This is a genomic window from Streptomyces sp. NPDC051104 (assembly GCF_040682835.1).
In the GTDB taxonomy this organism is placed as follows: Bacteria; Actinomycetota; Actinomycetes; order Streptomycetales; family Streptomycetaceae; genus Streptomyces; species Streptomyces cynarae.
The window spans coordinates 55,485-68,142 of sequence record NZ_JBFBBS010000010.1 but is presented as its reverse complement, the minus strand read 5'-3'; the positions used below and the strand labels follow the sequence as shown (position 1 = coordinate 68,142).

Here is a 12,658-nt window from a genome sequence, read left to right as displayed (position 1 = left end):
TTCGCCCTGCCAGTCGGCACCACCACCCCGACCCACAACACCACTGACGCGTCCGCCGGTCAGCGTTCGGCGCTGGACCGCCGCGCCAGGCTCACCGCCAAGCTGGCGAAGCTCGCCGCCACCGGCCACCTCGCACCCCTCGCACGGCAGATAACCGGACTCGGCGGCTGCGCGCACCCGATCCGCCTGACCGGGCACCGCACCGCCTCGACAGCGCGACCGGTGAGATCCTCGACCACTTCGACTCCGGCCAACTCCCGGCGGGCGAACTGCTGGTCCGCTGCGGCAACCGCCGCGCCACCCGCTGCCCCGCCTGCTCCACCGTCTACCGCTACGACACCTACCAACTCATCGCCGCAGGCCTGCGTGGCGGCAAGACCGTCCCCACCAGCGTGGCCGCGCACCCGCGCGTCTTCGCCACCCTCACCGCCACCGGCTTCGGCCCCGTCCACAACCAACCCGACACCGGCCACTGCCGCTGCGGCCAGACCCACCCCGACGGCGCCCCCCTCCCTGGCACCCCGCTCGACCCCGACCGCTACGACTACACAGGAGCGGTCCTCTGGAACGCGCACGCCCCGGCCCTGTGGGCACGCTTCACCACCCACCTGCGTCGGGAGATCGCCAAGGCCGCCGGCCTCACCCAGCGCGCGCTGCGGCACCACGCCACGCTCTCGTACGCCAAGGTCGCCGAATTCCAGAAACGCGGCCAGGTCCACTTCCACGCCGTCATCCGCCTCGACGGACCCACCGGCCCAGGCAGCACCCCACCCGCCTGGGCCACCATTCAACTCCTCGACCACGCCGTACGCGCCGCCGCACGCACCCGCGTCCACCAGGAGGGCGAACCGCCGAAGCAACCGCAGCCCGCCGGGGACATCCCCGCGTCCCAGCCCCAAGACTCCAATCGAGCCAAGCGGTTGGTGTTCCGGTTCGGGCGGCAGATCGACGTCCGGGCGATCCGCGGCAACGACTTCACCGGCGGCCCGGTCACCGACCGGCACGTCGCCGCCTACATCGCCAAGTACGCCACCAAGGGAGCCGAGACCACCACCGGCACCCTCGACCGCCGCCTCCGCTTCCTTGCCGAACTCGCCACCCACGACATCACCGACCACGCCCGCCGCATGATCCACACCGCCTGGCACCTCGCCACCCGTTCCGAGCACGCCCACCTCCGCCTGCGGCAATGGGCCCACATGCTCGGCTTCCGAGGCCACTTCTCCACCCGCACCCGCCACTACTCCACCACCCTCGCCCACCTCCGAGCCGAACGCACCGCCTGGCGAGCCGGTCGACCCGACACCCAGACCCCAGCGTCGGCGGAGCCAGAGGCCGGTCAGACGGGCGGCAGTCCGGCCGGTGACCGCGCCGGACACTCCACCGACCTGGCCGCCGATCACCATCCCGGTCACCGCAACATCGTCGGTCAGCGCGTGGACTCGGACACGACGCTGGTCATCTCCCACTGGCAGTACGCCGGAACCGGCCTCCTACCCGAACTCGAACACCTCGCCGACCTCCTGGCCGCGAAACGGCAGACCCGACCCGCGCAACCGACGCAAACCCGACGCTCGGACCGTCCTGGCGACCGCGCCGGTCACTCCACCGGTCACCCGGCCGGTCACTCCACTGATCGGCTGACCAGTGCAGTCCGGCCTGGGGTCGTCGCGTGACCGCCGGCACGGAACTCCTCACCGTCCCCCAAGTCATGAAGCGCCTCCAACTCGGCCGCACCGCCGTCTACGACCTCATCCGCACCCGGCAACTCCCCTCCATCACCCTCGGCCGAGCCCGCCGCATCCCCACCCACGCCCTCACCGACTTCATCCACACCCGCCTCGACCAGGAAGCCGCCGCCTGATGACCACACCCCGCGACACCCCCGCCTCCCGCCGCACCCGCGCCAACGGCGACGGAACCGTCTACCAGCGAAAAGACCGCCGCTGGGAAGCCGCCGGATACGTCCTCGCCCCCGACAACACCCGCAAACGCGTCCGCGTCTACGGCAGCTCGCGCACAGAGGCACTGGCCAAACTGACCGAGAAGATCGCCGCTAGCAGCCGCGGCGTCCCCGCCGTCTCCGCGCAGGGCAGCCTGGCGGCCTTTCTGACGTACTGGCTGGAGAACCTCGCGGTGCACCAACTCCGCGAGACCACCCACACTCGGTACACCGCCGTCGTCGGCCAGTACCTCATACCAGGTCTGGGCAGGAAGAAGCTCGCGAAGCTCACCGCCAAGGACGTCCGTACCTGGCTGAACGAGCTGCGGGCCGTCTGCCAGTGCTGCGCACGCGGCATCGACGCCCGACGCGACCCCAACGCGCAGGCCAGCCGCCGCCCGCGCTGCTGCGCGATCGGTCAGTGCTGCCGCAAGCGCCTATCCCCGGTCACGCTTGCCTACATTCATTCCGTGCTCAAATCCGCGCTGGAGCACGCCGTGCGCGAGGAGGAGATCCCGCGCAACGTCGCCCGCAACGTCCGCACCGGAACCCCCCGCCCCCGCCGCTTCAACCCCTTCACCGCCGACGAGGCCCGGCAGTTCCTCGCCGCCGCACAGGGGCACCTGCCCGCCGCGCTCTTCGAGCTCGCCCTGCACACCGGCCTGCGCAAGGGCGAACTCCTCGGCCTGCGCTGGGAAGACCTCGACCTCGACGGCGGCACCGCCAGCATCCGCCGCACCCTCCAGCGCACCACCAGCCGAGGACTGGCCACCCTGCCCACCAAGACCATCAGCTCCGAGCGGCGCATCGCCCTGCCGGCCCCCTGCGTCACCTCTCTCCGCGCACACCGCGCCAGGCAGGCGAAAGAGAAGGAGCAGGCGAGCCCGAACTGGCAAGCCAGTGGGCACGTCTTCACGCGGCCGGGTGGGCATCCGATCGAGCCCGCCACCCTCACCCGGCACTTCCACGCGCTGCTCCGCGAGGCACGCCTCCGGCCGGTCCGGTTTCACGACCTACGCCACTCGACGGCAACGCTGCTCCTGGAGCATGGCGTGGAACTTGTCGTCATCAAGGAGCTGTTGGGCCACGCGCACATCGGTGTGACCGCGACGGTGTACGCCCACGTCCGACTCCGCCTCCAGCGCGACGCCATCGACCTCCTCGGCCATGCCCTCGGCAACCTCCCCGACCCCGGAGCCGAGCCTGACGATGGCGACGACCCGCCACTTTGTGCAGCACCCGTCCGCTGACGTTGCCGTCAACTACTGCCGTCAGACACCCCAGAGGCCCCACCGGAAACTGGTTCCGGTGGGGCCTCAAAATTTATCTCCCGACCACGGAAATGTACGTGTCATGACCAGCCGAGATCAAGTTTCGGATACGCCTACGGCCACACTTCAACTGTAGCTGGCGACATGTCATCAGAGCTCATCTTGGCATTTAGTCCGGCAGACGTAAGGATGCGCAAGATGGCGTCAGCCATAATGTGCTTAACCTGGCCCATATGAAGAACTGCAGGATGCGCGCGGTCACCATTGATCAGCGCCTGAAAAGCAGCCCCAGAAAGATTATCGGAGGGTGTCCAAATCACGTACGCCTTGTCCTCGTCAGGTTGGATTCCAAAACCGCCAAGTTGAGGCTCATCGAAAGATGCGGCTTGCAGTCCAGCAAGCTCCAACTGTTGCGCAACTTGATTAAGGAGCAAATCATCGGCCATGCCTTGATGATAGAGCATGCAGGCGCCGCACCTACCCGGGGACCCAGTGCAGCCAGGGCTTCACAGGGTCCCCGGGTAGGTGGTCACCTCCCGCCTCTGGCCCTTCGGATCATTCTGCCCTGTTAGTCTTTGCGGGCGGCTCAACGAAGGCGAGGGCGAGGCCTATTCAGGCCTCGCCCTCGGTGCACTTCGAGGCAGTCACTTAAGCCGGCAAGAACGGCGCAGATTATTCCCTGTCCGCCCAGCCCTGGACCGGAGTCCACAAGCTTCAGGACTCACCCCCTCTGCCATCCGATCGTTGCCAACAGAGCAATTGTCGCGTGATGGTCTCGGACTTAGAGAATTCTTTCGATCAGCCCGGCAGTGAGTTTTCCAGATCCTCGTCCGAAACCACCCCCCTGAGCCAGCCCACAATATCGTGAAGCTGATGGGTGGTGAGACCGTATACGGCCTTCGAGTCGATGGCGACATTGAATTCCTTGCCGGTCTCGAATAGGCCCTCATCCCTAACTTTGTGGACTGCGGTCAATGGCAAGCAACCCTGCCGCCTGGCCTCTTCCAACAAGGCCATACGTTCATTACTCATTCGACACTACTCTCGCCTGAACAGCGCTGAGACGACCTTGAATCCGTCGACACCTTCATCTGCCTGAACTATCTTCACTCGAGTGAACCCGAACTCGGCAGCTCGCTGCCCTGTCCATGTGCCCCTCGCAGCCGTTCTCAGGCTCTCACCGTTGGCAACAGCTTCGTTGAAGTGACCCAGGTTGTCACCGTAGCGCCAATACCCCTGGATCGACTTCGCCCGGTCGCCGAAGTGGTCCATCACATCTGCGAACATTTTCTTGCCTCGTAGAGGGGATCCGAGCTCGGGATGGTTGTCTATCATGAGCGTCAAATTCCCCGTTCTCGTCGAGAGCGGCCTGGTCCTTCTTCTCCGGGATGACCGCCTTGATACCGCGTCTGCGCAGGTGGGCACGGTTGCCGCGGGACGAGTAGGCCTTGTCCCCGGCGACCGCGTCCGGCCGGGTGCGGGGGCGGCCGGCAGGTCCGCGCACCCGCACCTTCTTCAGGACGGGGACGAACTGCGGACTGTCCGTCGCCTGGCCCGCGGTCAGGACGAGCGCCAGCGGGCGGCACTTGCGGTCGGCGGCGAGGTGGACCTTGCTGGTCTGCCCGCCCCTGGAACGTCCCAGGAGGGCGGCCCTCAGGCGGACTCTGCGTCGGCGCCGGATGCGTCGTCGCTCTTCCCGTTCGGGATCTGCTTCGACTTCCTGCCCGGTTTGTTCTTCGGAGCCACCCCCTTTGATCTGGCCTTCTCTTCCCCGGCCGCGGCCTTCCCCAGGGCGGTGAGGACGTCCTGGTCCAGGTGCATGCCAGCGGCGTCGTGGTGAGCGCGCGCGGTGGTGGAGTCGATGCCGACCAGGGACAGGTCCACCTCGCCCTGCTTCGCGGCTTCTGCGATCAGTCCCTCCAGCAGGGCCTCGAAAATACCCGCGTCACGCCACTGCCGGAAACGGTTGTGCACAGTGGGCCAGGCGTCGAACTCCTGCGGCATCTCCCGCCACTGCGCGCCGGTCTTGAACCGCCAGATCACGCCCTCGAGCTGCTGTCGCAGCCGCTCCGGGTACGGACCGTACGCGCCGATCGGCAGGTACGGCTCGATGAACTCCCATTCCTCTTCAGTCAGTTGCACTCGAGTCACGCAAGAAGATCTACCGGTGCAGCCTCCGCTGCGAGGGCGGACCCCGCAGATTGATCACGCCCCAATATGCGCCCTGAGATCAGCCGAGACCACGATGGGCGGCCCACAACGCCCCGGCACGGCTGGCAGCGTCGGAGACCAGGGCCGCCAGTTCGGGTTTATCGGGGACAGGGAACGAGACGTATGCGCCCCAACCGCCACCGACTGGTCTGCCATAGGCCTTCACGGCGAGGTGACCGTCCGGGAGAAGCCGGACGTTGAGTGTGGTCAGCGTGAACGCTTCACCGCGTCGAGTGTCCGTCCAGCGGAGCGCCTGCGGGATCGTGACATTGATCGCCAGAGCACTTACTTCCAGGTCGCTGCTCATGAACGGATGATCTCACGCGAGTTGCCGCAGGCGGCCGCCACCGGCTCACGCAGCAGGCAGTTTGATCACGACTCCATACGCGACCTAGCACACCAACGGCCGAAATCACCAGCCCACCTCCGCAGACGGGCTCATGGACTCTCACAAGATCACAGCGGACCGAGTGTGCCTAGCTCAACCTCTTCAAAGACATGCGACCACCAGGTTTCCTCATCAGAGAAGGCAGCCTCATCAATCTCCTCCAGGGCTTCTTTGAGATTCATGCCAGCCTCGATCAGGGCATCGTCATCCAACTCGCCTGCGATATCACGCGAAGCAGGAGCGGAAATGAATTGATGCCATCCTTCCAGGAATCTCAAGAAATCATTTAGCCGACTATTTACAAAGCGAAACTCCATTTCGCACCCCAGGAAGAATACTCCATCGGCCTGCGACGTCACATATCGCCCGGCGACATCTTTTTCGTTGAAGCCGAGCGTAAAATATTCAACACCATTTACTTCTAGCGGCAAAAACATAACAGCAGGGCTTGTGTAAAACATCCCTTCAATAGTGCTGGGAAGATTCGATTCCCTCAAGAGCCCTACGAGCTCGGCGGGGACATTATGAATGCGGGCGGATTCGACGGCGGCAACGACGTCGCCAATTGTCATCCCAGAACCTTGAGTCATGCGGGTAACCTACCATAACTCCTACTTCAGACTGCTCTTCTGCACGGACGACAACGGTGGGGCAAGGAGGTCACCTTGCCCCACCATCTCAACTGCCCTCACCTAGCGAGGCGTAAGCTAGTCAAAAACCCCATTTCTTATTTGAGTTAGAGCGCGTTTGAGTGCATTCACTCCGGCTCGCCGCGACGCCGAGGTCAAGCCATATTCGAAGCTATGTGTGACTGACGCATTCGTAAACTGATTCAAGAAGGCGCTGCAACCTGCATAGCTACAAGGAGCCAATTCCGTGTATACGCGTGTGACTGAGTCGGCACTCACACCCATAGACTGGAGTTGGTCCCAGGCCATGCGCTCTGCGTGGCGCGGACCACTCCTTGCCACTAGCGTCTGCAAAGCCCCGCCGGAATCCTTGTATTCCCAAACGGAGACATTGCGAGCACTTCTCGTCCAACCATTTGTCTTGCGCGCCGCAATTGCCTGCTTGCTCAGATCCGTTGACCCGTATTCGACCTGGCAACTATTGACGTTATGAACCAGGATTGGGGTCTGTCCTGCCTCCACATAGTACGTGTGGAAGGCGGAGCGTTCTTGCCTGCGTTTTCGCAGGTGAGGGAGGAATCAACAGTCCGTCAGCGTCCGTCGATGTGCGCTGGGGTGCGTCCCGGTTGCCGTCACCGTTGCCGTCAACCGCCGTGCCTGTTGTGCGGTTGCCGACCGGCCTACCGGCGCACGACCGGCCGGAGCGGGTGGGTCCCTCCTCGGTCGGGCAGCTTCGCCGGACCAGGGTTCTCCAGGGGCCGCCAAGGCTCACACCGTGACGCTTGCGCTCGGCCTTGGCGGCCCCTGGAGGTTCCTGGTACGCCTTCGGGGCCCGGCCGGGGAGGGACCCACCCGCGGCAGCCACTCATTCCCGTGCCACGACGCACCCGCGCACGAGCGCCGACCTCTTCCCCCTCCGAGAGAGGGTCGGGGTGTGGGGCAGAGCCCCACTGCTGTTCTCGGGTTGGTGTGCGTTGCTGGCTGCGGCGCCCGTGCGAGCTGCGGGCCGGAGCGGGACGGAGGCAGGAGCGGCGGCGCGCAGTCCGGGCGGGCGCCGCGCCGCGCGGATGCGCGGCGCCTTGAACCCGTAGAGAAAGTTGTAACTCAGTCTGTGGCGTGGGGCTTGAAGTCGTAGGCGCACGCCGGAAGTTCGCCCTGACGGTGGACGAGAGGGAGAAAGCGTACCGGTCGGATGGTCCACGTGACGCGGGTGCTGTCCTGGGTAATGGCCACCGTGCATGGCTCGGCGCGCAAGAGGGCTCGCCTGGTTTGGATGCGGCCTTCGTACAGCCATGCCCACGCATCGTCGGAGCCTTGGGGGTCGAGCGCTGGAGAGGCGGTGCGGAGTGCGACCGCGACCCATCTGTCAGCCTGCGGTGCCGTGTAGGCGTCGAAAGATGCCAGGAGTGCCGGCGGCCGCTCGTCGCTGAGGTCTTCCGTCCAGCATTCGCACCAGTAGCCGCGAACGGGGCCCTTCACGATGCCGCTCCTCGGGGGTAGGCCACGAGTACGTAGCGGGTGCTGTCGTCGTACAGGGTGAGTTGATAAGCGGTCCCTGCGGCCAGGTACGCCAGGGCCCGTTCTTGCTCTGGTTCGTCGGTGAGCCAGTGGCGGCCTGGCCTGGCGTATGCGGTGTCGAGCTGGTCTGTGATGTGGCTCGTGCGCTCCCTTAGCCAGCGCAATGCCAGGCGGGGGCTTGTGGCGTCGTGCGATCCCAGCGGGATGGGTCGGACCTCGTGCAGGGGGTAGGCGGCAGCCCAGCATTGGTAAGCGGCGTGCTGTCCGCCGGCGGTCGGCTCTTCAGGCCTGGTCGACGTCAGCACGGGCGTCCTCCTGGCCTGGGCTGCGTGAAGAGTTCCGCGGTGACCGTGTAGCCGCCGTGGCTGTCGTGGACGACGACCCGGTGTGCGATCGCGCTGACCATCCCTAAGCCTCGGCCGTGCACCGCATCCTCCCCGGGGTGCTCGACCTTCGGGGCGGAGTGCGTGCCGCCGTCGTCTGTGACAGAGAGGGCGATTACCTGTGGTGAGACAGCTAGCGCTAGGTGGAAGCGGCCGGTCACCTGGCCGCTGGCCGTGTGGAGGATCGCGTTCGCGCTCAGCTCGCTGACGATCAGCTCGGCGTCCTCGGCCAGGGGCGAGCCGCGCAGGATGTCCCGCGTCCAGCGGCGGGCTCGACCGACCTCTTCCGGAAATCCTGGGCAAGTGAGTCCCCAAGTCCGGATCTGACTCGTATACTCGTGCATACAAGTTCCTTCGTGCTGATAGGCCGCCATGTGCAGCGGGTTCGGGCTAGACGAGTTTCACACCGTCGTGGGCGCGGATAGCGGGCGGAGACGCCGCGTCCATCGCGTCCAGGACGCGAATCGCGTACGCCTCGTCGGCAAGCTCGGTGACCTCTTCACGGGTGACCCAACGCAGTGCACGGGTCTCGTCACCAGTGGTGGGGCTGCCGTCGGCGGCCTCGCAGCGGAAGACCAGCGAGACGATCAAGCCCTTCATGTTCTTGTAGACGCCGGTCAGGGTCGCGGGAAGTGCGATCTTGATTCCGGTCTCTTCGAGTACTTCACGCTGGAGGGCTTCGGGGACGGTTTCCTCGCGTTCGAGGACTCCGCCCGGGGGTTCCCAGTGCCCGTTGTCACGGCGTTGGATCAAGAGGCCGCGGCCCTGGTTGTCGATGACGACTCCGGCAACGCTCACGGAGTGCGGACGGTCAGTGGTCACGTTCCTCTGCCCTCTCGGATGGCTAGGCTCTCCACCGTAGCAACAAGACTCAGCCACTCGTCTAGATACCTAAAGGAGTACTCGTGAGCCCTCTCCCTTCCGGCCTCCTCGGCGATCTCGACCCCACGAGCGATCGTGCGGTCTTCAGGCAGATCGCCGACCAGTTGCGCGAGGCTATCGACCGCGGGCGGTTCAGAGAGGGCGACAAGCTGCCCTCCGAGGCCGATCTTGTCGAGCACTACGGGGTTTCCCGTATGACGGTCCGGAACTCCTTCTCCATCCTGCAGGGCGAGGGCCTGGTGCACGCCGAGCACGGCAAGGGCGTGTTCGTGCGACCACGACCGCCCGTGCGGCGTCTCGCCTCCGACCGGTTCGCCCGGCGGCACAGGGAACAGGGGAAGTCCGCGTTCATCGTCGAGGCGAACGCGGCCGGCAGTCACCCGCAGGTCGACAGCCTGGAGGTCAAGGAGGAGAAGGCCAGCCAGGACGTCTCCGCCCGGCTCGGATCCGTGCGGCGCGTGCTCGCCCGTCGGCGCCGGTACCTGCTCGACGGACGGCCGGTCGAGTTCGCCAGGTCGTACCTGCCGCTCGACATCGCGCGGGGCACGCCGATCGCCGAGTCCAACCCCGGCCCCGGCGGCATCTATGCCCGTCTTGAGGAGCTGGGGCATCGCCTCGACCACTTCGAGGAGGAGATCCGGGCCCGGATGCCGTCGCCTGCTGAGGTCAAGACGCTTCGGCTGGCCTCCGGTGTGCCGGTCATTCACCTGATCCGGACCGCCTACGACACCGAGGGGCGGGCCGTGGAGGTCTGCGACACGGTGATGGCGGCGGACGCGTACGTGCTGTCGTACCAGCTCCCGGCGACGTGATCGCGTGAGCGACGGTGGTGCGCGGGGCCGCTTCCTCGAACTCGTACACCCCAAGACGCTTACTCGTATAGACGAGTGGGCAAGTTGTGTGGCAAGGTAGTTGCGCGATCCCGGAGATCGGGTTCGCGTGACGCATCATGTATAGACGAGTAGATAGGAGAGTGTGCCTTGCGCACCATCCGTGTGGAGACCTCGGCCGCAACGATCCTGCTGACCGAGGCGCCCGAGCCCAAGGTCCGCGATCGGCAGACCGGCGAGATCGCCAAGGACGCGAACAGCGGTGAGGCGCTGATGACGATCGGCGTCGTCTACATCGAGGACGGCGAGTCGTCGTTGATCAAGGTCACCGTCCCGGAGGGCGGCATCTCGGAAGGGCTGACCCTCGGGGCTCCGGTCTCGCTGCCCGGGCTTGTGGCCCGGCCGTGGGAGAGCGTGTTCAACGGCCAGCAGCGCCACGGCATCGCTTTCCGGGCCGCCGCCGTCACCCCGGCTGCCTTCCCGGCCGCGTCGGGGGCCGCTGCCTGATGACCGACATCACGACACTGCTGGAGGTGGGTGGTCCCCTCGCCGCGCTCGGCGGCGGGGCCGCCTACGCCCGGGCCCAACACCCGGGCATCTACTGGTCCACCATCGGCTTACCGATATCCACGGTCCGGCTGCTTGGCTCGTACAGCTCGGTTATGGAGGCCTGCGGGCTGGCCGTGGCGCCGTCCCGGCTGCGGGTCCTCGCAGTGAAGGCCACCACCCGGCGTGAGGTCCGGCCGGTTCCGCCGCGTCGGGGGATCATCCGCCCCACCTCGACCGGACTCCGGCTTCGGCTGAGACTCGCTCCGGGACAGGAACCCGCAGACGTCGCCGCCTCGGCCGAACGGCTGCGACACGCCTGGGGAGTTCACGCTGTCTATGTCACGACGGTCAAGCCGGGTGTCGTCGAACTGCGGCTTGTTGGCTTCGACGTCCTGCGCAAGGTCCGCATGCCGCGCAAGTCCGAGGGTGGGTTTCTGAAGGCGCCGGTGGCGCTGCGGGAGGATGCCACGCCCTTCGTGCGCGACTACCGGACCATCCCGCACCAACTGACCCTTGGGGCCACGCTGTCGGGCAAGTCCATGTATCTGCGCCATCTGATCGCCGGACTCGCCCGGCAACGGGTCGCCCTGGTCGGCGTCGACTGCAAGAGGGGTGTGGAGCTGGCCCCGTTTGCTTCGCGGCTCTCAGCCCTGGCGACCGACCCGGAACAGGCGGCGGAGCTGCTGCCTGCGCTCGTGAAGGAAATGGAGGACCGATACGACTTGATCAAAGCTCGGCAGGGCATCGCGCCGGATACCCCGGAGGAGGAGATCACCTCGGACATCTGGGGACTGCCCGAGAGCGAGCGCCCGGTACCGATCGTGCTGTTCGTCGATGAGGTGGCGGAACTGTTCCTCGTCGCCACGAAGAAGGAGGAGGAACGGCGCGACGAGATGGTCACCCAGCTCATCCGTCTTGCCCAGCTCGGCCGCGCCGCCGGCATCTACCTGGAAGTGTGCGGGCAGCGCTTCGGCGCCGAACTGGGCAAGGGCGCCACCATGCTCCGGGCCCAGTTGACCGGGCGTGTCTGCCACCGCGTGAACGATGAGGCGTCCGCCAAGATGGCGCTCGGCGACATTGCCCCTGAGGCGGTTATGGCTGCCTGCGCCATCGCTCCCGAGCGACCAGGCCTGGCCGTGGCGGGCGACACCTCGGGCGGCTGGTCCCGCATCCGCACGCCCTACCTCTCCCTCGGCGACGCCGCCGAGATCTGCCGGGACTCGGCCCACCTGGTGCCCGACGTGCCGTCCCTGAAGCCGTTCCGGCCCGACGCGCCCGCGCGGCCGGTCGAGAAAGCGGCCCCGGCTGCCCGGCCGGTCCCCGTGACCGACTGACCTTCCCGCCTGTCCCGCCCCCGGTCGGCATGACTGCCTCACGCCACGTCCCTACCCCTCCCATGCCTGAACCCGGAAGGAGCCGCATCGTGCGCGCCCAACTGGCCCGCGTGGACGCGGTGCTCGTCCAGGCGGTCATCGCCGCAGCGCTGTCCTTCGCCCACCTGCACGACATCGCCTCGGCGGCCGGGCAGGACGGTTGGAAAGCGTGGGCCTATCCCATCTCCGTTGACCTGCTCCTGGTCGCCGCCTGGCGCCGACTACGGACGAGTGACGCGAAAGCGGCAGGGTGGTGCTGGTTCGTCATCGCGCTCGCCGCCTCCCTAGGCGCGAACGTCGCCACCGCCGGACTGCTCGACATGCACCAGGTGCCGGCATGGCTGCGCATCCTCGTTGCGGGCTGGCCCGCGGTCGCCTTCCTCGGCGGAACGCTCCTTGCTCACTCGGCGCCGACGACTACCACCGCCGACACCGAGGAGATCGAGGACCGGGAGGACGTGCCCGAACCGGCACCCGAGCTTCCCGCGCAACCGGCCGCCGTCGAGCCACCGCCCGAGCGTCCCGCCGTCCCCGTTCCGGCCGCCCTCGTCGACCACGCCCGCAAGGTCGCCGACGAACACCGCACCCGTACCGGAAGCCCCATCGACACCCCCACCCTGCGCGCCCGGCTCGGCGTCCCCGCGCCCATGGCCGAAGCCATCGCCGCCCACCTCTGAGAGGA

General features: G+C 66.7%; 15 protein-coding genes and 2 pseudogenes. 7 read left to right on the top strand and 10 right to left on the bottom strand.

Features of this window, described 5'->3' with window-relative positions:
• Positions 1–72 precede the first annotated feature (72 nt).
• The 3 genes and pseudogenes from AB0N14_RS17230 to AB0N14_RS17220 all read left to right on the top strand — a co-directional run bounded on the left by AB0N14_RS17230 (position 73) and on the right by AB0N14_RS17220 (position 3,192).
• Positions 73–1,676, top strand: a pseudogene (locus AB0N14_RS17230) (replication initiator).
• Positions 1,673–1,864, top strand: coding sequence for a helix-turn-helix domain-containing protein (locus AB0N14_RS17225; protein WP_366026476.1), 192 nt, complete (start codon positions 1,673–1,675; stop codon positions 1,862–1,864). The pseudogene AB0N14_RS17230 and the gene AB0N14_RS17225 overlap by 4 nt, the downstream one beginning before the upstream one ends.
• A complete protein-coding gene (locus AB0N14_RS17220; RefSeq protein ID WP_366026475.1) occupies positions 1,864–3,192 on the top strand; it encodes a site-specific integrase in 1,329 nt (442 codons plus the stop codon). Before AB0N14_RS17225 ends, AB0N14_RS17220 begins: the two co-directional genes overlap by 1 nt.
• Positions 3,193–3,326: 134 nt before the next feature.
• Here AB0N14_RS17220 and AB0N14_RS17215 read toward each other — a convergent pair whose 3' ends face one another.
• The 10 genes and pseudogenes from AB0N14_RS17215 to AB0N14_RS17170 all read right to left on the bottom strand — a co-directional run bounded on the left by AB0N14_RS17215 (position 3,327) and on the right by AB0N14_RS17170 (position 9,140).
• Positions 3,327–3,659: a hypothetical protein gene (locus tag AB0N14_RS17215; RefSeq protein WP_366026474.1), complete on the bottom strand. Its 333-nt coding sequence runs from the start codon at positions 3,657–3,659 to the stop codon at positions 3,327–3,329.
• Between the two features lie 352 nt (positions 3,660–4,011).
• Positions 4,012–4,230, bottom strand: coding sequence for a hypothetical protein (locus tag AB0N14_RS17210; RefSeq protein WP_366026473.1), 219 nt, complete (start codon positions 4,228–4,230; stop codon positions 4,012–4,014).
• Positions 4,231–4,251: 21 nt separating this feature from the next.
• Positions 4,252–4,548 carry a hypothetical protein gene (locus AB0N14_RS17205; protein ID WP_366026654.1) on the bottom strand — a complete coding sequence of 99 codons (297 nt, stop codon included), beginning with the start codon at positions 4,546–4,548 and terminating at the stop codon, positions 4,252–4,254.
• Positions 4,430–5,364, bottom strand: a pseudogene (locus AB0N14_RS17200) (transposase). The gene AB0N14_RS17205 and the pseudogene AB0N14_RS17200 overlap by 119 nt, the downstream one beginning before the upstream one ends.
• Positions 5,365–5,443: 79 nt before the next feature.
• Positions 5,444–5,731 (bottom strand): hypothetical protein, encoded by a 288-nt coding sequence (locus AB0N14_RS17195; protein WP_366026472.1) that lies wholly within the window; start codon positions 5,729–5,731, stop codon positions 5,444–5,446.
• Positions 5,732–5,880: 149 nt separating this feature from the next.
• Positions 5,881–6,402 carry an SUKH-4 family immunity protein gene (locus AB0N14_RS17190; protein WP_366026471.1) on the bottom strand — a complete coding sequence of 174 codons (522 nt, stop codon included), beginning with the start codon at positions 6,400–6,402 and terminating at the stop codon, positions 5,881–5,883.
• A 117-nt stretch (positions 6,403–6,519) separates the two neighbouring features.
• Positions 6,520–6,963 carry a nucleic acid/nucleotide deaminase domain-containing protein gene (locus AB0N14_RS17185; RefSeq protein WP_366026470.1) on the bottom strand — a complete coding sequence of 148 codons (444 nt, stop codon included), beginning with the start codon at positions 6,961–6,963 and terminating at the stop codon, positions 6,520–6,522.
• A 582-nt stretch (positions 6,964–7,545) separates the two neighbouring features.
• A complete protein-coding gene (locus AB0N14_RS17180; protein ID WP_366026469.1) occupies positions 7,546–7,920 on the bottom strand; it encodes a hypothetical protein in 375 nt (124 codons plus the stop codon).
• 337 nt (positions 7,921–8,257) lie between these two features.
• Positions 8,258–8,686, bottom strand: a complete 429-nt coding sequence (locus AB0N14_RS17175) for an ATP-binding protein (protein ID WP_366026468.1) — start codon at positions 8,684–8,686, stop codon at positions 8,258–8,260.
• 46 nt (positions 8,687–8,732) lie between these two features.
• Positions 8,733–9,140 (bottom strand): NUDIX hydrolase, encoded by a 408-nt coding sequence (locus AB0N14_RS17170; protein ID WP_366026467.1) that lies wholly within the window; start codon positions 9,138–9,140, stop codon positions 8,733–8,735.
• A gap of 107 nt (positions 9,141–9,247) precedes the next feature.
• Here AB0N14_RS17170 and AB0N14_RS17165 point away from each other — a divergent pair, with 107 nt between their 5' ends.
• From AB0N14_RS17165 to AB0N14_RS17150, 4 genes are all read left to right on the top strand, one after another.
• A complete protein-coding gene (locus AB0N14_RS17165) occupies positions 9,248–10,036 on the top strand; it encodes a GntR family transcriptional regulator (RefSeq protein WP_366026466.1) in 789 nt (262 codons plus the stop codon).
• A 168-nt stretch (positions 10,037–10,204) separates the two neighbouring features.
• Positions 10,205–10,561 carry a hypothetical protein gene (locus AB0N14_RS17160; RefSeq protein ID WP_355899868.1) on the top strand — a complete coding sequence of 119 codons (357 nt, stop codon included), beginning with the start codon at positions 10,205–10,207 and terminating at the stop codon, positions 10,559–10,561.
• Positions 10,561–11,937 carry an FtsK/SpoIIIE domain-containing protein gene (locus AB0N14_RS17155; protein ID WP_366026465.1) on the top strand — a complete coding sequence of 459 codons (1,377 nt, stop codon included), beginning with the start codon at positions 10,561–10,563 and terminating at the stop codon, positions 11,935–11,937. Before AB0N14_RS17160 ends, AB0N14_RS17155 begins: the two co-directional genes overlap by 1 nt.
• Before the next feature lie 89 nt (positions 11,938–12,026).
• Positions 12,027–12,653 carry a DUF2637 domain-containing protein gene (locus AB0N14_RS17150; protein ID WP_366026464.1) on the top strand — a complete coding sequence of 209 codons (627 nt, stop codon included), beginning with the start codon at positions 12,027–12,029 and terminating at the stop codon, positions 12,651–12,653.
• Positions 12,654–12,658: the final 5 nt, after the last annotated feature.